This window comes from Pseudoalteromonas rubra, assembly GCF_001482385.1.
Classification (GTDB): domain Bacteria; phylum Pseudomonadota; class Gammaproteobacteria; order Enterobacterales; family Alteromonadaceae; genus Pseudoalteromonas; species Pseudoalteromonas ardens.
Genome location: NZ_CP013611.1, coordinates 548,667 through 572,112 on the forward strand (window position 1 = coordinate 548,667; position 23,446 = coordinate 572,112).

The window sequence follows — 23,446 nt, forward strand, 5'->3', positions numbered from 1 at the left end:
GTGAAACACAAAACGATAAGGAATTTTGCAGCGAGCCGCTTAATTGCTGCAACAACCTTTCTATCTGCCGTTTATTTGCCCGCAGCATTTGCGCAAACCATAGTGAATAACATCTATTCAGAAAAAGGGCTAGCTGGCACTATGAGCCAGACACAGTTAGATACGAATACATATACATCACAGGCCCGGTTTGGCTGGAACAACCGTCGTATTGTGATTGATGAAAAACTCAAACTTGATGATAAAGGCAGGATATTGGGCTTTGAAGCTCAGGGACAATCTGCTTTCGGTGCTGACATCAGTGAGTCCTATATGTGGGAAAATGGCCAGGCAAAGTGGCAAAATGATGATGAGCACAGCAGTGTCAACACAAACCAACCTACATTTTATGTGCCCAAAAATAGCACGTTGGCAATCGATAATGCATTGATCCGCTACCTGATCAAAAACGATCTTGAGCAGATCAAAGTGCTACCCCACGGGAAAGTCACTTTCACCAAGTTGGACACGGTAAAGCTGGGTGATGAGCAAGTCTATTTGTATGCCAAATCCGGATTGACCATGACGCCAGACTTTGCTTGGTACGATAAAGAAGGTAATTACTTTGCTCAGAGCTGGGGTGGCATGTATGTTATCCGTGACGGTTTTAGTAAAGAGCAGTTTGACCAGCTAAAGGTCCGTCAGCTAAAAGCGGAGCAAGCTTATCTGGAAAACTTGGCTGAGCAGCTTACTGAATATCACTCAGCGTTGCTATTAGACCAGGTGAATGTATTCGACGTAGAAAAAGGGACCACGCTCACAGGTCAACAAGTACTGATTGAACAAGGCAAAATTGTTCAGGTTGCGCCGAAAATCGAGCTTGGCAAAAAGGTGGCAACAGTCAATGGGCAGGGAAAAACCTTGATCCCCGGTCTGTGGGATATGCATGGCCATTTAAGTAAAGATACTGGGATCCTGAACATTGCTACCGGTGTAACCAGTGTACGGGACATGGGCAATGAACATCAGAACCTGATGGAGATCCAGGCTTTGTTTGATACAGGCAAAGTACTGGGTACTCGTGTATATCGCGCCGGTTTTATGGACAAATACAGTGAAAACTCTGCCGGATTAAGCGTTAAAACGCTGGAAGAAGCGCTCGAAATGGTGGATTTTTTTGCTGATAATGGCTACGTCCAGATCAAGCTCTATTCGTCGATCGATCCTAAATGGGTTGAGCCGATAGCACAACGGGCGCACAGCCGTGGGCTTCGCCTCAGTGGTCATATTCCGGCTTTTATGACAGCAGAGCAGGCCGTACATGCCGGGTATAACGAGATTCAGCATATCAACATGCTATTTCTGAACTTTCTGGCGGGTGAAGAAGTCGACACACGCACCAAGCAACGTTTTTCTTTGATCGGCGAAAAAGCAGCAGAAATGCCGATGACTGGCAAGGAAATGGATGCCTTTATTAAGCTGCTGGCAAATAACAATGTGGTTATTGATCCTACGGTATCAACCTTCAGAAGCCTGTTGATGAGTCAAAACAAACAGGTAGACCAAGAGTTTGCCGAGATTGCATCGCATTTGCCACCTAATTTTGTGCGCAACTTGAAAGGGGCTCAGATGCAGGTTGAGGAAGAACACCAAAGTGCCTATCAGAACTCGGGGGACGCTTTGTTGAAAATGGTTAAAATTCTCTATGACGCGGGCGTACCTATGGTTGCTGGCACTGACAGTGTCCCTGGGTTTACCTTACTTCGGGAGCTTGAGTTGTATACTATGGCCGGGATCCCGACAACCGAGGTCCTGAAAATGGCTACTATCGACAGCGCCAGATTGATGGGGGTCGCACATCAGACTGGCTCAATCAGCGAAGGCAAAGTTGCTGATCTGATCCTGGTCGATGGTGATCCGAGTAAGGATATCAAGGCACTGAGAAAGCTTTCTCTGGTGATTAAAGGTACTCAAGTCTTTAAACCAGAAGCGATCTTCGAGCAAATTGGCATTGCACCTTTTACAAAAGCAAGCCGCATCGTACTGTAATAAGTTAGTTGCAAGCTGGTACCTCATCAGCTTGCGCTCAAAATCAACAATGCACCATAGGGAGCATTTACCACAGTGAAAAGAACTAAGACAGCAGTGTCTGTAGATGACTTGGTACAAGAGTATCCGATCTTCGGCATAGTCACAGGGTGGTGTTTCAGATGTCGAGAGGTGGGTCCAGGGCAATATCTTGCGCAGGGGCAAGATCAATGGGGCCGAAGTGTTAGTGCATATAGTACAGATCACGACACGGCACTTGCTGATTGTACTCAGTTTGCTCGCGAAATTCAGTGCCGCGAGCGTTCTTCTTAATTATGACATTTGCGTGAAATATTTGTGCACCTGCTTTTGCCGGTTGCTTTTTGAACAAAATGGCAACACACTGTTTGTTACCAATATTGGTGCAATCATGTAAAGGTGAAAATAATGACATTGATACTCAACAAGAAGAAGGTAAAAAAACTGTCTGGGCAGGTGGTCATTGGTAATGGCAAAACACGTCAGGTTGGCGGTGCAATTTCCGCTATAGGATGTGGTCCAATCTCAGATCCAAACTATTCCTGCCCTGTGTCTATTAATGGTTACACTTGCTAACTAGTGGAAGTTACTAAGGGGTGGGCCTAAATGGTATGGCCCGACCCTTTAATAACCCTTGTTTAAAAACGTATATAATTCTACAAAAGGCGTAAGAGGCTCAACAGAATATAGTACAGGAGAAAGCGTGATGGACTATAAGCACACCCATATTGGCCGTTATGGGCACATCTGCACTGGTTCTTGCCTATAGCGCTGTCGTTAAACCCGAAGACAACGCTAGTTTTGCTTTTGTTGTCGTTGGCATCATCGCCATTTTATTTAGTTCGCTGACTATTAAAATAGGTGAAGGACAGATACGTTGGTTTTTCGGCCCTGGTTTTTGGCGTAAATCACTCGATTATACACAAATAGACTCGGCAAAAATTATCAAAACTAAGTGGTACAATGGCCTGGGTATTCGCCAGCTATCTACCGGCTGGCTCTATAATGTCTCTGGTCTGGACGCCGTAGAACTCAAACTAAAAGATGGGACCACTGTCAGCTTAGGCACCAACGAACCCGAAAAACTGCTCGAAGCGATTAAAAAAGCGCTTGAGAGTTGATGGCATGTTGAGGATGGGCCAAGTTTGGCATTATTTAAGGATTTAACCTTATTGTGATTATAATTGACGCATGCGTTGATTTTTCAAGGAAATGGCAATGTATATAGGTGAAGTGGCAAAGAAAACGGGTTTATCCGTCAAAGCAATCCGATTTTATGAAGAGAAAGACCTGATCATAGCACCGAAGAGAAAAGGGGTATATCGGGTTTATACCCCAGAACATATTGAGGTGTTGAAATTGATCTCAGAGGCTAAGGACCTGGGGGTAACCTTATCAGAGCTGAAAGGGGTCATTAAATATCACAATGGCAGCGCAAATTGGACAGAGATTAACGCTTTTCTTGTGGTGATAAGGCAAAGACTTGAAAACGAGTTGCAGGCCATTTCTGAAAAAATAGCCAAGTTAGATATCTGCATAGGCTCAATTAATTCTTGTCAAAAAACAGCTTGACTCTTCCCTTAACGGGAGACTCTAAGATGTTCATTGTTTACCTAAATTGAAGAGGAAAATAATGAAAAAAGTCTTACTGTTAAATGGCAACCCAAAACAAGGTAGTTTTGCTCATCGTCTGAGTTCTGAGTATCAACACCAAGCTGAAAAGTCAGCAATGGTTCGTCGCTTTAATTTATCAGAGATGAATTTTGATCCAAACTTGGCGTCGGGCTACGATGAAGTTCAGCAGCTGGAAGCTTGCCTGAGTGATTTTGTTGAAACCCTTATTTGGGCAGAACATATTGTAATTGTTACACCTGTCTGGTGGGGCGGGTTGCCTGCAAAACTCAAAGGGTTATTCGATAGGGTGCTCTTACCCGGAATGGCGTTTTCTTTTAAAGATGACAGTGCCAGCGTTGTGCAACTGCTGACTGGTAAAACGGCAAGAGTCATATTAACTATGGATGCTCCACAAGAGTTTGCTGAACAACAATCAGGGCCGGTCTTGGAGCAGCTGAGTCTTTATACGCTTGAATTTTGCGGCATTAACAAAGCTGAGGTTACTTTATTTGGCTCAGTTATTCTATCGGATAAGAGTCAGCGGAATACGTGGCTTAAAGAGGTACATTTTCTGGGGGAGAGTATAAGTTAACAATCAGCCGTCTATCGCAGCAATGCCAGTCAGTTAATCTGATTGGCATATATATCCACTAAATTTGATTTCAGTTCTTTAATGTTCGCTTTAATCGTCTTTTTTCAATTGAAACGCCAACAGTTATAAAGAGAAGTAAGACCCCGATATATGAAGCGATCAGGTAGAGTGGAGGTAAAGAAAAGCTTCCTAATCGAAAACTTGAAAGTGACACGGCAAAAAGCCCACTCATTAAAGAACAAACAGTGACATGTGTATAGGATAATCTAAGCGAGAGTTTGCCACAGATAGCAAAAATTGCTGCACAGCCAGATAGCACACAAGTAATGATTGCTTCTGTTCGATGTATGAATGCCATACTTGTTATGTCAGGTGCAAACGGATAGAGTGGTTTTTCCGGCGCCAGAAATACGCCAGTCAACAGCCCCAAAAGAGAAAGCGCTTGAAGTAAAACAAGCTTTTTCAATATATTTTCTCGCGACAAAGAGCGCTTCACTATGACATGTTCACCTTGGTTGATCAGGCCCTACAAGCTAGCATTTTGATGAATACTGTCAAGTGTACCGGAGATCAGGATAATCGTAGCATGGCTGTTTATACAGCCATGCGGATTTGTGATTTGTCTAAAAGTGAATTTTAAACATTTCCCAGGAACATGGGTATGTCGCATTACAGCCTATCACGGTTGGGTAAACATTTGCGCCAGAACCACCGTTACCAGCCGCTTGCACGTAATATCCGTTAACAGACTTGAGGGCTACTTTGTCTCCGTTTTGTATCAAAGCGCCAGGGTTGTTTGGTAGCTCGATGGTAAACGTTTCCCAAATGGAAGCTGCGGTTCTGTTGGCGTTGAGTTCAGCACCACCGCCTTGCTCTGCAACAAAGTAGTAGCCTGAAGTAGTCTGGATATGGACCTGATCGCCACTATTTAAGTCGCCACCGTTGATATCGATTAGATTAAACTGCTCCCAAGGCCCAATAGCCAGACGGTTTGCATTCACCGTGCTACCTCCATTACCTTCCGCGACGAAATAGTATTGTCCACCTGTTTCAAAGGATACGTTCGAATAGCTCGTCGGGCCACAGGGGAGGGTAGTAAAGGTGAGATCTTCACCCTGAATGGTGGTGCGGGGTGGTTTGGGGTCACCTCTAAACCGAAAGTGATACTGTGTGCCGCAATTCAGGTTGGAAATTTGTGCGCTCACAGGGCCATTAACACCCGGGGGAATTGCCAATGCACCACTTCCGTAGCTGGTCGTTTTTCCATAGTCAAAAACCTCACCACTGAGACCGATTGTGGAAGAGGAATATCCGTTCAATTGAGTTGAAGTTTGCGTGATATTACTGGCAGGTTGGGTTAGATACTGGGTTCCGGCATTTGCCAAAAAAGTGCTAGTAAATAACACACACAACATAAATTTTGAGATAGTCATAGCCTGGCTCCTTGTGTGGATGGCTGTCAGGGATAACAGCCTTGAAAGTTTAGGCGCCGGCGCTACAAATACTATTACACTGCCTTACATGGCTAAACATGTATAGAACATGAATTCAGGCCGACGATGCGTGTTAGCTTTGTAAGTAAAAAGGTGTGTTTGTGGTGCCCGGTAATTGATTGTAAGTAACTGTAATTCGGTATTTTTTAATCCTATATAGTTGCTAATATTCTCTTGCCTTTGGATGGCAACTCAACAATTAAATACTAGAAAGGAAAATCAGTATGAAAAATATGCTTAAACACCTAATAAAGTTAACATCAATTATCGCTTGTAGCTCTGCAGCCTATGCTCAGGACAGTTCACCTATGTCTTGCTATTGGCAAGTAGAGAAACAAAATGAATTTGGTACTTGGGAAAACCAGATATGTGAAAATCCGGTAGATGCGAATTTACCAAGTGTATTAATCGCTAACAGAGTTAATATCCCGAGCTACGGCGTTTGCAGTATAAACTGGCTAGATGGGTACCGGACCGAGCTTAAAGGCACAGTTAAAGTTGAAGGCAGTAAGACCGACTGCTCGGGATATGCTATCTTTTTTGAGCCAGCAGCCGATACTCGCATAGTCGATGGGCTGGAAGAAAAGCGTCTGGATTGTCGTTGGAATAACGTAGTCAACAACTCATATAATTTAATGTGTGATGATATCGAAGGACGTGAGTTGAATTTACCAATTGCCACCAAAGTACTGATAGGGGATTCTTCAAATTGCGTTATGAGCTTTAACGGCTTTGCACTTAACTATTTCACTGGTGGTGTGGCTGTTATTGATAAAACACCAGCGTCGAACGCCTGTGAAGTGGGACCTGTTTACTTCAGGGCTTACCCTGCTAAACGTATAGTAGATGGGTTTGAAGAAACCTTATTGCAATGTGCGTGGCAAGATTTAAACGCTAGTGCTCGTATTAAGTCTTGTTCTAACGTGGGTGCATCAAACAAAGACGTGACCGTAGCGATTGAAGTGAATGGCAGACAGCAGTCTTTAATTGATACGGTAAACAATCAATTATCTGATGGGGAAATTGTACAAGACAACACCCTAAACCCTGTCTATCCGGCGCTTTACTTTAGAAAATACTAGAGCGGTATGAAAAGTGTGAGTCAAATAGCCGCAGGATCCGTTTAGGATAATGAAATAGGGTTGTTTGGGACACCAGACATTATCGTTGCTTGAGAGCCCAGAGCATTATCTGGGCTTAACATCTATATAACTGCTCCGAAAATTCTTTTTGAATTGCTACTTCAAAGCTTCAGCTCGTTTTGAGATAAACGGAGATGTTGTTAAGAGCTTTGCGTACAAAAAGCTTTTAACAAGACTGGAAAAAGATGAGTTGGGCGTATTTTCACCAGAATCAGTGGCGTCTTTTGTAAACCACGACCCAGATAGTGTTTATTATGGAAAGATCATGAAAATTGACGACAACCATTTCAAAACGTATGACCTGTCTAGTGAAGCGCTCGTGGTCCCATGCACTCGCATCAATCCGTTACAACAATAAGGCGCGCGCAAGGCCGATTCTTGAGCTTGAAAAGTAGCGACTGATAAAAACAACTCATTAAGTGCTTCTGTTACTAATAAAATTTTTTAAGGAGGTTCGATATGAAAACTTTAGTTGTGGATAGCAGCGCTGTTATGCGTAGAATTGTTACACAGATGCTCGCTCAAATGGGTTATCAGAACACAATACAGGTTGACACCTGTAGCGCTGCATTCGAGGTGCTCAACCAGGGGGAGATAGACCTTATCATTGCTGACAGCCAAATGACTGATATGTGCTGTCTTAAGTTTGTAAAAACTATTCGTCAAAGGCGTTATAAAGATGTGAATTTTCTAATGATGACGCTCGACGGCTCATTGGCTGAGGTAAATGAAGCACGCAGGGCTGGAATAGACAAGTGTGTTGTTAAGCCTTTCAATTTTGAATGCCTAAAAGCAAGTGTTGAGTTTTTTACTGTAAAATTACAAGGCTAATCTCTATCAGGGTTTGCCCAGTTCAGATAGGTATTGGGGTATTTGGCGCTATGCGAAGAGGGCAATTTAAGAAAGACTCAGCAGACACAAAAAAGCCGACTGTCGTCGGCTTTTCCATGAAATTGCGGCTAAGTACGCTTAGTTACCGTTTTCATCTGCATAGTTTTTACACGCTTCTTCATCGTTACACTCGCCGTACAAATACAGTGAGTGGTTGGTCAGTTTAATGCCGTTTTCTTTGGCGATTTCTTCCTGACGTCGTTCGATTAGTTCGTCTTCAAACTCGATTACTTTACCACACTTAAGGCAAACCAGGTGGTCGTGGTGTGTACTGCCTGACAATTCAAATACAGATTTACCACCTTCAAAGTGGTGACGGGTCACAATGCCAGCGTCATCAAACTGGTTTAATACGCGGTAAACGGTAGCAAGACCAATCTCTTCGCCTTTGTCCAGTAGGATTTTGTATACGTCTTCGGCACTGATATGCTGGTTATCAGGACACTGCAAGATCTCTAAGATCTTAATGCGTGGCAGGGTAACCTTTAAACCCGCTTTTTTTAGCTCTAAGTTGTGATCAGTCATTAATCTGTCTCAATTTGTCTAATTTCAGTTACTACATAAGTCTAGCACGACACAGACTTAAAAATAGTGCGCTTGGGATACTTACCCGGGGTTAAAGTGGAATTAGTCTTCCAGCTCGCTTAGGCACATTTCTTCATATACCTGAGCAGACCACTTCTTGACGCGCTCTTCAGTTAATTCTGGCTGACGGTCTTCATCAATACCCAGGCCAACAAAGTGACTATCGTCTACCAGGCCTTTTGATGCTTCAAAGTCATAGCCTTCAGTAGACCAGTTACCAATCACGATTGCACCGCGCTCAGTTACAATGTCGTTTACCATACCCATTGCATCTAAGAAGTACTCGGCATAGTCTTCCTGGTCGCCACATCCAAAGATAGCTACTAGCTTACCTTCAAAGCTGATCTCTTCCAGTTCCGGGAAAAAATCATCCCAGTCACACTGGGCTTCACCGTAGTACCAAGTAGGGATACCAAAAAGAAGTAAATCGAATTCTTCGATATCTGCTTTGCTACTCTTGGCAATGTCTTTCACATCGACTAATTTTTTGCCCAATTCTTTTTGGATCATTTTTGCAACGTGTTCGGTGTTACCCGTGTCACTGCCGAAAAAAATACCTACGCTTGCCATTAACTACTTACCTTTTATCTATTAATCGCTAATTTTTCTTGCAAAATGGTTTCTATCAGCGCGCTACGACTGATGTTTTGCTCTTCCGCCATATCGCTTAACGCCTGATATAGCTCAGAAGAAATTTTAAACTCAACGCGCTTTAACCCTCTTGCCCTGTCTCTTTTAATCTGATTGCGCTTATTGATCTTTAGCTGCATCTCTCTGGGGAGAGGATTTGTCTTAGGCCGACCAGGGCGCTTTTCATTTTCAAACAAGTCGATAGTGGTTCTATCTAATTCAGACTTGGCCATTAACCAACACCCGCACCTTGCCAAAATACCTGTATCAGGCCCTTGGCGATAAAGCCTGAGCACCCTAAAAATAGCACTAACCAGACTATGTATCGACCAAACTTGGGCACGTCTCCCTTCTTTAGGACGTCCTGAATGGCCATACCTATAAAAAAGAAAATCCCGGCGAGAGCAAAGTAAAGACCAAGGGTTTCAAACTCATTCATAAATTCGTTGATCATCTTTGCACTACTCAAAACATAAACGGCGGCTACTATACCATACCTATAACCGATAAATTAAGTTTGCAGCGAAAAAACTGCGGTAATTATTGAATAAAATCAATAATTGAACGATTGACGGCCTGTGGTTTTTCTGCGTGCAGCCAGTGACCGGCACCCTGGATGATTTTTGCTCTGGCATTGCTAAAGGACTGCATAATGGCGTCTCTGTGCTGGGCCTCAATATAATCTGAGTTGTTTCCTTTCAGGAACAGGGTATCACACAAACAAGAATGAGTTGTATTAATATTTGAAATGATCTTATTGTAATTGGCTTCTATGACGCTGAGGTTAAAGCGCCACTCAAGTTGGCCTTGCTCATTTTTAGCCAGGCTCTTAAGCAAAAAGCCACGTACGCCTTGTTCTTCTATATAAGTTTGCATAATGGCATCGGCTTCGGCGCGACTGGAAACCTGAGCCGTTGCAACCGCATTTAAGGCGCGGATAATCGTGTCATGGCGAGGGTGGTAATCTACCGGGGCGATGTCCAGGACAACCAATTTGTTGATTTTACGCTCGTCCAGCATTGCAACTTGCATAGCCACTTTGCCACCCATGGAATGGCCGACCAGGTGTGCTTGAGTAATTTTCAGGTGATTGAGCAAGTTAAGGACGTCCTGAGCCATACTGGTGTAATCCATCACATCGCTTTTAAACGACTGACCATGATTGCGCAAGTCCAGGTTTATTACAGTGAACGATTCACTGAGTGCGCGGGCTATAATATTCAGGTTCTCCAGCGAGCCAAACAGGCCGTGAAGTAACACAACAGGCTCGGCACGGCCCAATGGCTGTCCCGATAATTTGTAGTTAAGCAACATAATACCTCCGGATACGGCGCATAGTGTGCCAGTGTTGAAAGCAAAATCATAGCCGTAGAGGAATAAGTTAAATTTAGATATAATCCCGTGGAGATGCAGTAGATGTATAAAATGACAGGACAAGCATGAAAAAAATAGAGATAGATGACGAGCTATATCAGTACATTGCCAGTAACACGCAAAGTATTGGTGAAAGCGCTTCCCAGATCCTGCGTCGTTTATTAAACCTGAACTCAGTAGCAAAGCCGGCTGAGGAGACCGTACAAGCAGCAGAGCCCGCTGCGCAACCAGAAGCTGAACCACAGCAACCAGTGGTTTCAAATGAAGCTTCAGGTAACGTATTTGATATTCTTAATAAAGAAGAGCTAGCTATGCAAAAAGGCGTAGTAGGGCGCTTTTTGTTTATTCTGGCGGCGTTTCACCGTAGCCACAAAGCAGATTTCCACAAAGTGTTGGAGATCAAAGGGCGAGATCGCATTTATTTTTCGACCAGCAAAGCTGCGCTGCTCGAAAGCGGTAGTAGTACAAACCCGAAAAACATCGCGGACAGTCAGTATTGGGTTATGACAAACTCAAACACGACACGCAAGAAAATGATGTTGCATGAAGTTGCGCTCATACTTGGTTATTCGGCGCAACATGCAGAAACTATCCGAGACTACCTATAAGGAAATGTGATGGCAAATCACCCCAATGCAGGCAAACCAGCACCGTTAAGTCAGCTGGCGAATATTCCCAAACTGGTATCGGCTTACTATTTGAACGAGCCTGATCTTGAGCAAAACCCGGAGCAGTGCGTTGCTTTTGGTACGTCAGGTCACAGAGGCTGTTCGTACAATGTGAAATTCAATGAGTCTCACATTCTGGCCATTACTCAGGCTATCTGTGATTACAGAAAAGCGAACAATATCTTTGGGCCACTATTTTTAGGCAAAGATACGCATGCTTTATCTGAGGCTGCGTTTAACTCCGCCATCGAAGTACTGGTTGCCAACGAAGTCCATGTTGTTACGCAAGAAAACGACGATTACACCCCAACGCCTGTGATCAGTCACGCTATTGTATGCCATAACCAGACTCATCCACATGAGCTTGCTGACGGTATCGTGGTAACACCATCACATAATCCACCTGAAGATGGCGGCTTTAAATATAACCCTCCCAATGGTGGTCCAGCCGACACCGATGTAACTAAGTGGATTGAAGATCGTGCCAACCAGTTACTGACAGAAGATTTGGTTGAGGTGGAACTGTTTCCGTTTGCTAAAGCGAGTCGCTCAGGTTTTGTAAAATATATCGACTTGATCACACCTTATGTTGAAGACCTGGCAAATATTGTCGACCTGGATGCGATTGCTAAAGCGGGAGTGCGCATCGGTGTCGATCCTTTAGGTGGTTCTGGCATTAATTTCTGGCCGGTCATTGCCAAACAATATGGATTGGACTTAACCGTTGTCAACGAGCAGGTTGATCCACGCTTTGCTTTTATGCCGTTGGACAAAGATGGAAAAATCCGTATGGATTGTTCCTCGCCATTTGCAATGGCGAACTTGGTAGAGATCAAAGACGACTATGACATTGGCATTGGTAATGACCCGGATTATGACCGCCACGGCATCGTCACCAATGACGGGCTGATGAACCCAAACCATTTCCTGGCGGTATCCATTGACTACTTGCTTAAGCACCGCGACTGGCGCAGTGATATTAAAATCGGTAAGACGTTGGTATCGAGTGCCATGATCGACAAAGTGGTCAAAGGCAACCAGCGTGAAGTGTATGAAGTACCGGTTGGCTTCAAGTGGTTTGTGGAAGGCCTGAGCGAGCAATGGTTGGCATTTGGAGGTGAAGAAAGTGCTGGTGCCTCTTTCTTACGTTTGAATGGTGAGGTCTGGAACACAGATAAAGACGGATTTATTCTTGGTCTGCTGGCTGCAGAAATCCTGGCTATAACAGGTAAAACTCCGTCTCAATATTATCGTGAACTTGAAGCGCAATACGGCGCACCGGTTTACAAACGGATTGATGCACCTGCAACGCCTGAACAAAAAGCTAAGTTGAAAGCACTTAGTCCGCAAGACGTTACGGCAAGCACGCTTGCAGGCGATGCTATTACAGATATTTTAACTGAAGCACCGGGCAACAGCGCAGCCATTGGCGGTTTGAAAGTTGTCACTGAATCGGGCTGGTTCGCCGCACGCCCTTCAGGCACAGAAGACATTTATAAAATCTATCTTGAGTCGTTTAAAGGCGAAGCACACCTCGCTGAGCTGGAACAGGCGGCCAAGGCATTGGTGGATGGCGTGATCCGCTAATTAAAATTATAAACAAGGCCATACATGAGTGATGGCCTTTTTTATACCTACTATCTTAGTTGTGGAAGCCTGACTTCCCGGCTACTCTCATTTCTCTCACAAAAGGTGGTGTTCGTATGTACCTTGATACGTTAAAACAAACTGGAGATTTCCTGACTTTGACTCGTAATAACGAGTTTTCTCTTGCCGCAGAGCAATTTACGCTAAGCAACGGCACTTTGGTTGAAGTAAAAGATACCGGCGTCATCCAGTTCACACCTGCCACTTATGGCGACAAAGACATTGTTCTGTCCAGTGCGGTCCATGGTAATGAAACTGCCCCAATCGAAATATGCGACGCGTTTATCCAGGATATAATTTTGCAACGAATTGAACTGGCTCATCGTGTATTATTTATATTTGGTAACCCAAAATCCATCAATATTGCTGAGCGTTTTGTCGATGAAAACCTCAATCGTCTGTTTAATGGTGCTCACGAAAACTGCACTGATAACCCGGAGCAGATCCGTGCTGCGAAACTCGAAAGCTATGTAAGTGACTTTTTCACCAACGTGCCAGAAGGGCGCTATCGTTGTCATTATGACCTGCATACCGCAATTCGTGGCTCAAAAAATGAAAAGTTCGCCGTTTATCCATTCTTGCATGGAAAACCCTGGAAGAAATCACAGCTTCAATTCATGTTGGCATGTGGCGTCAATACCATATTAATGATGCGCTCAGCGGCCACGACATTCAGTTATTTTTCGTCATTTCAATTCGGTGCTGATGCCTTTACTGTGGAACTGGGGCAGGTCAAACCTTTTGGGCAAAATGACATGTCACGCTTTAGTGCAGTAAAACAAACCTTGAAAGCATTAATTAGTCAAGAAAGTGTCGAATACGATGAATTCAATGCAGGTGACTTCGAATTGTTTCAGGTGCACCGTACGATTAACCGAACTTGCGATGAGTTTTCATTCCCATTCCCTGATTCTGCGGTAAATTTCACCGGTTTTGCTAAAGGTGAATTACTTGCGACAGATGGTGATACAACCTATTTTGCAGAGGTTGAAGGTGAAGCAATCATTTTCCCGAATGCTAAAGTTGCGTTGGGTCAACGTGCATTATTAACAGTTGTGCCGCTCGAAGTCGACGAAAACTTTGTATAACCCACTGTAAGTAAAGCGCTTATCAAAGCGTATCAAAAACTTTCCAGATCAAAATGTGCAAATTAGCGGTTATTCATCTAGGATTAGTTGAATAACCGTTTACGTTAACGTAAAGTGGCAAAAGCTTTAATTTAATTAATTTGCATTTACCGCACTAATTATTCAAATCTCTAATCGCGGATCCGGCCCATTTTAAGCGGCCTTGGCGTTGCAAATTAGTTATGACAACAAGAGAAGGTAGGTTATGACTAACCCCAATAACATATCGTTGAATATCAGCCATGCGCTCGAATTTATCGATGGCCATGCGCTTAACATCCCGACGCTGAAGATACTCAGCGAAGACGGTGACATTTTAGATGGCGCCACTGCACCTGACTTAAATAAAGAGACGGCGCTGCGTATTTACTCAACCATGCGCTTTATCCGCTTGTTAGATGAACGTATGCAGGCGGCACAGCGTCAGGGTCGGATTAGCTTCTACATGCAATGTTTAGGAGAAGAGGCAGCGATTACCGCTAGTGCGGCTGCGCTTAAGCAAGAAGATATGATCATGGCGCAGTACCGAGAGCAAGCAGCGCTTCATTATCGTGGATTCTCACTTGAACAGTTTATGAACCAGCTGTTCTCAAACGAAAAAGATTTGGGTAAGGGCCGTCAGATGCCGGTTCACTATGGCTCAAACGAATTACATTATCTGACCATTTCATCGCCACTTGGCACACAGATCCCACAAGCGACGGGCTATGCCTATGGTCAAAAGCTTAAGCATATTGACGCACAAAGTGGTGAGCTCAGCAGCGAGATTGACAATGTAACCATCTGTTATTTTGGTGAGGGTGCCGCGTCAGAGGGCGACTTCCATGCTGGTTTAAACATGGCCGCAGTGCATAAAGCCCCTGTGTTATTTTTTGCGCGTAACAATGGGTACGCTATCTCGACCCCGGCTGATGAACAGTTTAAAGGCGACGGTATTGCTTCTCGTGGTGTTGGTTATGGCATTAAAACCATTCGTGTGGATGGTGCAGACACCCTGGCTGTTTATGCCGCCACACAAAAGGCTCGGGAAATTGCAGTGACTACTGGCGAACCCGTGCTGATCGAATCCATTGCTTACCGTCTCGGTGCGCACTCTACATCTGATGATCCTTCTGGCTATCGTACGAAAGATGAAGAAGCCGAATTCAAGTCAAATTGTCCGGTGGCGCGTTTCAAAGCTTGGTTGCTGAAGCAAGGCTGGCTGAACGAAGAAGAAGATGAAGCACAAAAAGACAAGATCCGTGAAGAGATCCTGGCTGCACTGAAAGTCGCTGAGAAGATACAAAAACCTGCATTGGAAGAGTTGGTTTCCGACGTTTACGATACGCCAATTCCGGCACTACAAAAACAATACGAAGAATTAAAAGAGCATATTAAACAGCATCCGGATGCGTATCCAATTACGGCTGGGAGGATCAAATAATGGCTAAAATGAACATGCTGCACGCCATTAACTCGGCGCTAGACATTACCATGGCAGAGCACCCGCAGGCGTGTATTTTTGGTGAAGATGTGGGTTATTTTGGTGGCGTGTTCCGTGCTACCTCCGGCTTACAGGAAAAATACGGTAAACATCGTGTGTTTAACACGCCACTGACAGAGCAGGGTATTTTGGGCTTTGCGAATGGTCTTGCTGCGTTTGGCGCACCTGCACTGGCTGAAATCCAATTTGCTGATTATATCTTCCCTGCATTCGACCAGATAGTGAATGAGTCTGCGAAATTCCGCTATCGTTCAGGTAATGAGTTTAATGTGGGTAACCTGACTATTCGTACACCTTACGGCGGTGGTATAGCGGGGGGGTTGTATCACTCACAATCACCAGAAGCTTATTTTGCTCATACGCCAGGTCTGAAGCTGGTCGTGCCGCGTAACCCATATCAGGCAAAAGGCCTGCTGCGCGCATGTATCAAAGATGATAACCCGGTGATTTTCTTTGAACCTAAGCGTCTGTATCGCGCCTCAACAGGTGAGGTGCCTGAAGGTGATTACACCATCGAAATTGGCAAAGCTGAAGTGGTCAAAGAAGGTAAAGATGTGACCGTGTTAGCCTGGGGTGCCCAGATGGAAATCATTGAGCAAGCTGCATCTAAGGCTGAAGAAGCCGGGATCAGCTGTGAGATAATCGACCTGCGCTCAATTTTGCCGTGGGACGCTGAAACAATTGCCAAGTCTGTGACTAAAACGGGTCGTCTGGTTATCAGCCATGAAGCACCGATCACCAACGGATTTGGTGCTGAGATTGCTGCCACGATCCAAAAAGAGTGTTTCCTGCACCTGGAGTCACCCATTGAGCGTGTGTGTGGTCTGGATACGCCTTATCCACTGGCACTGGAAAAAGAGTATGTACCGGATGCACTTAAAGTATTCGCTGCAATTAAGAAGTCAGTAGAGTTTTAAGGGACGGGTCATGTCTAAAGAATTTATTTTACCTGATATTGGCGAAGGGATCGTCGAATGTGAACTGGTCGAGTGGCTGGTTAATGTCGGTGATGAAGTGAAAGAAGATCAGCCAATTTGTGATGTGATGACAGATAAGGCGCTGGTTCAGATCCCAGCCGTACATGACGGTGTGATCACCCAGTTACATTATGCTAAGGGTGACATTGCTAAAGTGCATGAACCACTGTTTGCTATGGATGTTGCAGGCGAAGCGCCTGCTCCTGTTAGTAGCGTGAGTGACAGTGATTCTGTAGCCCCGACATCAGCTGCGCATTTAGAAGACTTTATTTTGCCAGACATTGGTGAAGGTATTGTTGAGTGTGAGATCGTAGAATGGTTGGTCTCAGAAGGCGACGAGATTAAAGAAGATCAGGCTGTTTGTGATGTAATGACAGACAAAGCGCTGGTGCAAATTCCGGCTAAGTATGATGGTGTTGTTGAAAAACTATATTATCAGAAAGGCGATATTGCTCAGGTTCATAGCCCGCTATTCCAGATGCGCCTAGGTGCTGATCATAGCCCAAAACAAGATGAACTGGCTGTGCATAAACCACAACCAGTGAAAGAGAGCAAAGCACCATCTGCACAGCCTTCCGCGCCAGCGAAAGTAAATGGCAAAGCGGTAGCGTCTCCAGCAGTCAGACGCCGTGCGCGTGAAATGGACATCGATATTACCCTGGTACCCGGTTCAGGCAAGAATGGTCGAGTATTTAAAGAGGATCTGGAACGTTTTTCGCAGGGCGGTAACACGGCCGTTGCTCAGGCAACACCAGCTCAAGTTGAACCTTCAGCAACTGCGCCAGTTGGTACAGGATCAACCCGGGTTGAGGCTATCCGAGGTATGAAAGCCGCGATGGCCAAGCAAATGGTGGCGTCTGTTTCTACCATCCCACACTTTACTTACAGTGATGAAATTGATCTGACAGAACTGATTGCACTGCGCAAGTCTCTTAAAGAGCAGTATGCAAAGCAAGGTATTAAGCTGACAATGATGCCATTCTTTATTAAAGCTCTGTCTCTCGCAATTAAAGAGTTTCCGATCCTTAATTCGCAGGTCAATGATGAGTGTACAGAGATCACTTATTTTGATGACCACAACATAGGTATGGCAGTTGATAGTAAACTCGGCCTCCTAGTTCCTAACATTAAGCAATGTCAGAATAAGTCAATTGTGGATGTGGCTGAAGCAGTTACGCAGTTAACAGATGCAGCACGCGAAGGGCGAGTATCACCAAATGACCTTAAAGGTGGTACCATTTCAATTTCGAATATCGGTGCAATTGGTGGTACAACAGCGACCCCAATCATTAATAAACCCGAAGTTGCTATTGTGGCATTAGGTAAATTACAACATCTGCCACGTTTTGATGCACAGGGCAATGTGGTCTCACGCTCGATTATGCAAGTCAGCTGGTCTGGTGACCATCGCGTAATTGATGGCGGAACCATTGCAAGATTTAATAATTTGTGGAAGTCTTACTTAGAGGAGCCGGCTAAAATGATGATGGCTATGCGCTAATCGTCGATTTTGCTAGTTTCTTACTTGTTGTAAAGGGCCTTTACGGCCCTTTTTTAATGGCCTCTCTTGTAAAAAATGAAGAAATGCACTCAAGATATCGACATGGATTTTGATTGATCCGTGCTACCACCTCACTCGTATTAACAGACAGATTCAACTGTTTGGCCTTATTTTATGATCCAAAGCATGCAAATGGCACTTTTTCCATTACCTGTCTTCCTGTTACCGGGCGGTGTGACCCGGTTACGGATTTTTGAGCAAAAATACTTGCGTATGGTCAAAGAAGCTGGCGATGACCGTCATTTTGCAATTGGCTTATATAAGTCTGCTACTGAGTATCAAACTGCGCCATGGGCAAGTTGGGTCGAAATCATTGATTTTGGCTCGGCAGAAGATGATATTCTGACGATAGACGTGAGATCTAAGGGATTGCTGGACATTGACGAGGTCTGGATGGAGTCCGATGGACTGCGCCAGGCACGCTTTACTGCGAGAACGCATTGGACGAGGACAGAGCTGCTGCCCAGATATCAACATATCAGTGATGAACTGGCTCGTATCTTCAAGCAGAATCCCGAATTGGCTGCACTTTACCCTGAGCCCTGGTTTGAGGATGCAGCCTGGGTGGCAGGACGTTTTCTGGAGGTCTTACCTTTTTCTCCAGAGCACAAAGAGGGATTTTGTGAACCAGACACTCTACCTCAGGCGCTAAAATTCCTCGATACCATTTTAACAGGACAAAATGACTGATAAATTCGCTGACATAGTGATCTAACTTGTTTGGTCAGGCGTACAATAAGCCGAGAAGCAATAAAACCGTTTTTATACTTCCATTATGTATGGATGTGAGCTAATGATAGAAAAGAGCCGACAGCAAAGTACCGAAACGCCACAGGGGTCAGTTATGAAAGACGTTGCTGCTACACAAACATCGGAGCAACGCTTGCTCAGCGCTGAGCAACAGGCACAGTTGTGCGATTGGATGGACCGTATTGCAAAGCAAAGAGACAGAAAGGCGTTTGCCTGCCTATTTAAGTGGTTTGCACCAAAAGTGCTGCACTTGGGTCGTCAACGATTTGGCGACGCAAGTCAGGCGCAGGAGCTTTTACAAGAAAGCATGGCAAACGTGTGGCGAAAAGCACATTTGTTTAATTCTGAAAAGGGTGCTGTAACGACGTGGATATATACTCTGGTTCGTAACCAGTCTTTCGATATGCTGAGAAAGATGCAGACCAACCGCGAAGACAATCTGAGTGAAGACATTTGGCAGCAGCATAGCAACGAACGTGACGACAGCGCCGAGTTCTCTGACCACCTTCTTGACAGGCAGCTTGTTGAATACGTAGAAAAGCTGCCTGAAGAGCAAAAAAATGTCGTTAAGGGCATTTACTTCCAGGAGTTGAGTCAGGACGAGTTGGCAAATCAACTGGGGATACCTTTGGGTACGGTTAAGTCTCGGCTCAGATTAGCATTAGGCAAATTAAAGGCACACATGGGGGAGCATCATGATTAAATACCACCCATCCGAACAAATCCTGCAATCTTATGTTCAGGGAGAACTGTGTGCTTCGTTGAGCGTAGCCGTGAGTATGCACATAGATATGTGTCCTCAATGTCAGAGGTTGGCACATCAGATCGAAACAAGCTGTGCCCACAGCTTTATAGGGGAAAATTTTGAGCCACAGAGCGAAGACAACTGGGACGATCTGATTGCACAGATCACCGAGGATGTGCTTTTTGATGAAAGGCCAGCTCCAGCCCCCCTTGAGATAGAAGTGAAGGGGGAGCAATTCATACTGCCCTCCAGCTTACATAACATTGGTCTCAGTGGTTGGCTGAAACTGGGTAAGCTGTCCAGGTCTAGGCTGAATCTGGGCGATGGCAAGTTACACGCAAGCCTTTTGCACATTGAAAAGGGCGGAAGTGTTCCTCAGCACACACACAAAGGATTTGAGCTAACATTACTGCTGTCCGGTGAGTTTAAAGATGAGATGGACAGCTATGTGCCCGGCGATTTTATTATGCTTGATGGTGAGCACGAGCATTCGCCAGTCGCCACTGAATCGTGTTTGTGTTTTACCTTAGCTGACGATGCACTACACTTCAGTCAGGGCTTGAGCCAGTTATTCAATCCAATTGGTAAGTTGATCTACTAACACAGAATTAAGTTTCGACTTAATTCCTCCTTCGACTTGAGCACAAAGCCTGCCTTTGTGCTTCTTTCGTCTCTAGGGTACTGATTTCAGGCGCTTTATCAAAAAAACTGCTAATGTACTAAGAGAACGACAGTATCCAGTGAACAGCTGCTACATACCCTTACATCAGTCAGTGAAATGATGACAGGAATCTGAGTCAGATTGATCTTATGCCGGTTTAAACACGTATTGCAGGACATAGTGACATAAAGGATAAAATAATGACCGAACAACCAGACTGGCTCGATAATTTTGTAAGGATTTACAATCAGCTAGACAGAGATACCTTACATTTATTGGCAGAGATCTATCACCCCGACATTCAATTTAGCGATCCGCTTCATGGGATCGATGGGCTGACCAACTTGAGCACATACTTCAGCGATATGTACAGCAACGTGATTAGTTGCCAGTTTGATATTCATCACAATTTATCGCAGGGCGACCAGGCTGCTTTGTACTGGACAATGCGCTATCGTCACAGCCGCCTTGGCAAGGGACAGGAAATATGTGTTGAAGGCCACTCTTATCTCAAAGTTCAGGACGGCAAAGTAATAATGCACCGGGATTATTTTGATGCAGGTAGTTTACTTTATGAACACATTCCACTAATGGGGTTGGGGATACGTTGGTTAAAAGCCCGGGTGTCTGGCGAGCAAAGTGGTGGTGTGGCGAACAAGGGAGCGCAGGCATGTCCGAAGTTCTAATCACTGGCGCAAGTTCCGGAATAGGGCTCGCTCTGGCCAGGCGTTATCTTGAAGCCGGATTTAAAGTGCACGTCTGTGGCCGTAGCAAAGAAAAACTCGGATCGGTGTTACCTGAGTCAGAAGACGTCCGTCACTGGTGTTTCGATTTAAGTGATAAAGCTGCAATATTTGATGTAGCTGAACGATTGCCGCCTTTAGACGGCATCATTCTCAATGCCGGAGGGTGTGAGTACATAGACGATGCACGTCACTTTGACTCAGCATTGTTTGAGCGCATCATAAGCGTCAACCTCATTTCAGTCGGGTATTGTCTGGAGGCCTGGCTTGGCAAGCTTGCTCCGGGCGCATTTTTGGTGTTTGTCAGCTCATCAGCCAGCTATTTGCCGTTACCTCGGGCAGAAGCCTATGGTGCATCGAAAGCGGGCCTTACTTATCTCGCTAAAACAATGGATGTAGATTTGGCAGACAGCGGTATTCAAGTGAGTGTTGTCCACCCGGGTTTTGTAGATACGCCTTTGACACAAAAGAATGACTTTCCGATGCCTTGTCAAATTACCAGTGAACAGGCTGCTGAACGCATTTTTAGGGGTGTGGAGAACAAACAGTTTGATATTCACTTTCCACGCAGGTTTACCTATCTGCTCAAATTCTTTGGTTGGTTGCCACATACTGTTTGGCGCCGGCTTGCCGCAAAATGGATAAAAAGATGAAAAAAATAGCCGTCATTGGCAGTGGCGTTTCAGGTATGGTCTGTGCGAGATTGCTCAGTACCAGGCACGAAGTACACTTGTTTGAAAAAAGAGAGCGTCTTGGCGGGCACACCGCAACAAAAGAGGTGGAGTATCAGGGGCAAATCTACCACGTTGATACTGGCTTTATTGTTTATAACGACAGAACTTATCCGAACTTCATTAAGCTGATGGACAAGCTTGGGATCCGGGGGAAACCGACGGAAATGAGTTTCAGTGTTCATAACAAGGACTCAGGCCTCGAGTACAATGGTCACGACCTCAATACCTTGTTCGCACAAAGGCGTAACCTCTTCCGGCCCAGGTTCTGGCGCCTCATTCGGGAGATTGTGCGTTTTAATACTTCAGCAAAGCAGCGTTATGCCGACGACAACTTTTCGAGCCAGGAAACATTAGGCACTTTTCTTGAAGCGAACAACTTCAGTGATTTTTTTGCAGAGCATTACATTTTGCCGATGGGCGCTGCTATCTGGTCTACTAGTTTACAGAAAATGAAAGAGTTTGAACTGAAGTTTTTTGTGCGATTCTTCTATCATCATGGTTTGCTGAATATCAGTGACAGGCCGCAATGGTATGTGATCCCTGGTGGCTCGAAACAATATATTGCCCCTTTATTACGAGGTCTTGAAGGTAATATTCATCTTAGTGCCGCTATATCCAAGGTCACGCGTGAAAATGGCCGTGTACAGCTTCATTTTAAAGACGAAGTCCGTGAATTCGATGAAGTTGTATTTGCGTGTCATAGTGATCAGGCGCTGAGTTTGCTAGGCGACCCGAGCCCGGATGAAACGAGTGTGCTTTCAGCAATTCCCTACGCTCAAAACAGTGTGATACTACATACAGACACGCAATTATTGCCAAAACGCCGCCTCGCTTGGGCTGCCTGGAATTACTTGCTCGATAATAACGAATCCCGGCCAGCGGCGGTTACCTACAATATGAATATATTGCAGGGCATTGAAGCACCTTGCACATTCTGTGTCACCCTGAACCAGGAAATTAAACAGGACAAGGTACTCGGCCACTATCAATATGCGCATCCTGTATTTAATACACAAAGTATGGCAGCGCAGCTGCGTCGAAAGGAAATTTGTGGGAAGGCACAAACACATTTTGCAGGTGCCTATTGGTACAACGGCTTCCACGAAGACGGTGTACGCAGCTCGGTCGATGTGGCGGCAAGATTTGGTATTAGCCTGGACGATCTGTAATGAGTGAGAATGCAACACAGAATTCGCCTTTATATGTTGGTCAGGTAAGACATCGACGCTTTGCGCCTGTTTATCACGGTTTTTCGTATCGCTTGTACATGCTTTGTCTGGATGTTGAAAGCGATGCTTTCACCCAGGCCGGTCAGAGTTTAATTGGTCCACAATGGTATCGGCCAATCCGCTTTTGCCAAAATGACTACCTCAAAGGTGATCGCGGAACATTACAACAACGTATTAAGAACAAAGTCATAGAGCTTGGTGGGCAGTGGCCTGGCGGGCGTGTCAAAGCGCTGATTCAGGGACGTTGTTTGGGTTTGTACTTTAGCCCACTTAATGTCTACTTCTGCTACGACGAGCAGGGAAACTGCAACCTAATGCTGGCCGAAGTGAGCAACACACCATGGAACCAGCGACACTACTATCTGGTGGATATTAGCGAGTCGCAAAGAACAGATAAGGCATTTCATGTGTCACCTTTTATGTCACTGGATATGCAATATCTGTGGCGTGTTAAGCCGCCTCCTGAACATGGCCCTGGGCAGCTGTTGTTACATATCGAAAATCATGCCACAGCAGAGCACGACTATAAACAACAGGGAACTCTGGCTAGCGATATACTCTTTGACGCAACTATGGCGCTCAAATCAAAGCCGCTCTCATTGAGAAACTTGCTTGGTTTGGGGTTGTGTGTGCCCTCTATGACATTGAAGATATGCCTGGCAATTTACTGGCAGGCCTTAAAACTTTGGGTGAAGCGTGTGCCGTTCATACCGCACCCCGAAACTCACTCTAACTGTAATAAAGCGAAGTGATA

At 45.0% G+C, this 23,446-nt stretch carries 27 protein-coding genes; 20 read left to right on the plus strand and 7 right to left on the minus strand.

Annotation, left to right across the window (positions count from 1 at the left end; translation table 11 throughout):
• The 5 genes from AT705_RS02350 (at window position 1) to AT705_RS02370 (ending at window position 4,252) form a co-directional block, all read left to right on the plus strand.
• Window positions 1-2,028 carry an amidohydrolase family protein gene (locus AT705_RS02350; RefSeq protein WP_237113770.1) on the plus strand — a complete coding sequence of 676 codons (2,028 nt, stop codon included), beginning with the start codon at window positions 1-3 and terminating at the stop codon, window positions 2,026-2,028.
• Window positions 2,029-2,454: 426 nt separating this feature from the next.
• Entirely contained in the window at window positions 2,455-2,622 is a 168-nt protein-coding gene (locus AT705_RS25135; protein ID WP_157576635.1) for a hypothetical protein, read from the plus strand.
• A 161-nt stretch (window positions 2,623-2,783) separates the two neighbouring features.
• Window positions 2,784-3,167 (plus strand): hypothetical protein, encoded by a 384-nt coding sequence (locus tag AT705_RS02360; RefSeq protein ID WP_208856760.1) that lies wholly within the window; start codon window positions 2,784-2,786, stop codon window positions 3,165-3,167.
• Between the two features lie 97 nt (window positions 3,168-3,264).
• Complete coding sequence (locus AT705_RS02365) at window positions 3,265-3,618, plus strand: MerR family transcriptional regulator (RefSeq protein ID WP_058795321.1); 354 nt, start codon at window positions 3,265-3,267, stop codon at window positions 3,616-3,618.
• A gap of 61 nt (window positions 3,619-3,679) precedes the next feature.
• A complete protein-coding gene (locus tag AT705_RS02370) occupies window positions 3,680-4,252 on the plus strand; it encodes an NAD(P)H-dependent oxidoreductase (protein ID WP_058795322.1) in 573 nt (190 codons plus the stop codon).
• Between the two features lie 70 nt (window positions 4,253-4,322).
• On the opposite strand, the gene AT705_RS25140 is transcribed toward AT705_RS02370, so the two are convergent.
• Both AT705_RS25140 and AT705_RS02375 read right to left on the minus strand, forming a co-directional pair.
• Window positions 4,323-4,718, minus strand: coding sequence for a hypothetical protein (locus AT705_RS25140; protein WP_157576636.1), 396 nt, complete (start codon window positions 4,716-4,718; stop codon window positions 4,323-4,325).
• Window positions 4,719-4,875: 157 nt separating this feature from the next.
• A complete protein-coding gene (locus AT705_RS02375; protein ID WP_058795323.1) occupies window positions 4,876-5,685 on the minus strand; it encodes a fascin domain-containing protein in 810 nt (269 codons plus the stop codon).
• A 284-nt stretch (window positions 5,686-5,969) separates the two neighbouring features.
• Between AT705_RS02375 and AT705_RS02380 the strand changes: the two genes are divergently transcribed.
• Complete coding sequence (locus AT705_RS02380; RefSeq protein WP_058795324.1) at window positions 5,970-6,827, plus strand: hypothetical protein; 858 nt, start codon at window positions 5,970-5,972, stop codon at window positions 6,825-6,827.
• 519 nt (window positions 6,828-7,346) lie between these two features.
• Entirely contained in the window at window positions 7,347-7,718 is a 372-nt protein-coding gene (locus AT705_RS02385; RefSeq protein ID WP_058795325.1) for a response regulator, read from the plus strand.
• Between the two features lie 138 nt (window positions 7,719-7,856).
• Here the strand turns inward: AT705_RS02385 and fur are convergent, their stop codons facing one another.
• The 5 genes from fur to AT705_RS02410 all read right to left on the minus strand — a co-directional run bounded on the left by fur (window position 7,857) and on the right by AT705_RS02410 (window position 10,307).
• Window positions 7,857-8,303: a ferric iron uptake transcriptional regulator gene (gene fur, locus AT705_RS02390; RefSeq protein WP_049866190.1), complete on the minus strand. Its 447-nt coding sequence runs from the start codon at window positions 8,301-8,303 to the stop codon at window positions 7,857-7,859.
• A 102-nt stretch (window positions 8,304-8,405) separates the two neighbouring features.
• Window positions 8,406-8,933, minus strand: a complete 528-nt coding sequence (gene fldA / locus AT705_RS02395; RefSeq protein ID WP_010384732.1) for a flavodoxin FldA — start codon at window positions 8,931-8,933, stop codon at window positions 8,406-8,408.
• 14 nt (window positions 8,934-8,947) lie between these two features.
• The gene (gene ybfE / locus AT705_RS02400; protein ID WP_010384731.1) at window positions 8,948-9,226 is read right to left on the minus strand and encodes a LexA regulated protein; all 279 of its coding nucleotides are present in this window, start codon (window positions 9,224-9,226) and stop codon (window positions 8,948-8,950) included.
• The gene (locus AT705_RS02405) at window positions 9,226-9,447 is read right to left on the minus strand and encodes a DUF2788 domain-containing protein (RefSeq protein ID WP_010384730.1); all 222 of its coding nucleotides are present in this window, start codon (window positions 9,445-9,447) and stop codon (window positions 9,226-9,228) included. Before AT705_RS02405 ends, ybfE begins: the two co-directional genes overlap by 1 nt.
• 86 nt (window positions 9,448-9,533) lie before the next feature.
• Window positions 9,534-10,307 carry an alpha/beta fold hydrolase gene (locus AT705_RS02410; protein ID WP_058795326.1) on the minus strand — a complete coding sequence of 258 codons (774 nt, stop codon included), beginning with the start codon at window positions 10,305-10,307 and terminating at the stop codon, window positions 9,534-9,536.
• A gap of 125 nt (window positions 10,308-10,432) precedes the next feature.
• Between AT705_RS02410 and seqA the strand changes: the two genes are divergently transcribed.
• The 13 genes from seqA (at window position 10,433) to AT705_RS02475 (ending at window position 23,444) form a co-directional block, all read left to right on the plus strand.
• Window positions 10,433-10,975: a replication initiation negative regulator SeqA gene (gene seqA, locus AT705_RS02415; RefSeq protein ID WP_058795327.1), complete on the plus strand. Its 543-nt coding sequence runs from the start codon at window positions 10,433-10,435 to the stop codon at window positions 10,973-10,975.
• Window positions 10,976-10,984: 9 nt separating this feature from the next.
• Complete coding sequence (gene pgm, locus AT705_RS02420; RefSeq protein ID WP_058795328.1) at window positions 10,985-12,622, plus strand: phosphoglucomutase (alpha-D-glucose-1,6-bisphosphate-dependent); 1,638 nt, start codon at window positions 10,985-10,987, stop codon at window positions 12,620-12,622.
• Between the two features lie 116 nt (window positions 12,623-12,738).
• Entirely contained in the window at window positions 12,739-13,770 is a 1,032-nt protein-coding gene (gene astE, locus AT705_RS02425) for a succinylglutamate desuccinylase (RefSeq protein WP_058795329.1), read from the plus strand.
• Between the two features lie 244 nt (window positions 13,771-14,014).
• Window positions 14,015-15,232, plus strand: a complete 1,218-nt coding sequence (locus AT705_RS02430) for a thiamine pyrophosphate-dependent dehydrogenase E1 component subunit alpha (protein WP_058795330.1) — start codon at window positions 14,015-14,017, stop codon at window positions 15,230-15,232.
• Window positions 15,232-16,209, plus strand: coding sequence for an alpha-ketoacid dehydrogenase subunit beta (locus tag AT705_RS02435; protein ID WP_058795331.1), 978 nt, complete (start codon window positions 15,232-15,234; stop codon window positions 16,207-16,209). The genes AT705_RS02430 and AT705_RS02435 overlap by 1 nt, the downstream gene beginning before the upstream one ends.
• Before the next feature lie 10 nt (window positions 16,210-16,219).
• Window positions 16,220-17,770 (plus strand): dihydrolipoyllysine-residue acetyltransferase, encoded by a 1,551-nt coding sequence (locus AT705_RS02440; RefSeq protein WP_058795332.1) that lies wholly within the window; start codon window positions 16,220-16,222, stop codon window positions 17,768-17,770.
• Between the two features lie 186 nt (window positions 17,771-17,956).
• Window positions 17,957-18,520 carry an LON peptidase substrate-binding domain-containing protein gene (locus AT705_RS02445; protein WP_157576637.1) on the plus strand — a complete coding sequence of 188 codons (564 nt, stop codon included), beginning with the start codon at window positions 17,957-17,959 and terminating at the stop codon, window positions 18,518-18,520.
• Window positions 18,521-18,623: 103 nt separating this feature from the next.
• The gene (locus AT705_RS02450; protein ID WP_058795334.1) at window positions 18,624-19,283 is read left to right on the plus strand and encodes a sigma-70 family RNA polymerase sigma factor; all 660 of its coding nucleotides are present in this window, start codon (window positions 18,624-18,626) and stop codon (window positions 19,281-19,283) included.
• Window positions 19,276-19,926, plus strand: a complete 651-nt coding sequence (locus AT705_RS02455; RefSeq protein WP_058795335.1) for a ChrR family anti-sigma-E factor — start codon at window positions 19,276-19,278, stop codon at window positions 19,924-19,926. The genes AT705_RS02450 and AT705_RS02455 overlap by 8 nt, the downstream gene beginning before the upstream one ends.
• A gap of 260 nt (window positions 19,927-20,186) precedes the next feature.
• The gene (locus AT705_RS02460) at window positions 20,187-20,672 is read left to right on the plus strand and encodes a nuclear transport factor 2 family protein (RefSeq protein ID WP_058795336.1); all 486 of its coding nucleotides are present in this window, start codon (window positions 20,187-20,189) and stop codon (window positions 20,670-20,672) included.
• The gene (locus AT705_RS02465) at window positions 20,657-21,382 is read left to right on the plus strand and encodes an SDR family NAD(P)-dependent oxidoreductase (protein WP_058795337.1); all 726 of its coding nucleotides are present in this window, start codon (window positions 20,657-20,659) and stop codon (window positions 21,380-21,382) included. Before AT705_RS02460 ends, AT705_RS02465 begins: the two co-directional genes overlap by 16 nt.
• A complete protein-coding gene (locus AT705_RS02470; protein WP_058795338.1) occupies window positions 21,379-22,632 on the plus strand; it encodes an NAD(P)/FAD-dependent oxidoreductase in 1,254 nt (417 codons plus the stop codon). Before AT705_RS02465 ends, AT705_RS02470 begins: the two co-directional genes overlap by 4 nt.
• Window positions 22,632-23,444 (plus strand): DUF1365 domain-containing protein, encoded by an 813-nt coding sequence (locus AT705_RS02475; protein WP_058795339.1) that lies wholly within the window; start codon window positions 22,632-22,634, stop codon window positions 23,442-23,444. The genes AT705_RS02470 and AT705_RS02475 overlap by 1 nt, the downstream gene beginning before the upstream one ends.
• The last annotated feature ends 2 nt before the right edge of the window (window positions 23,445-23,446 follow it).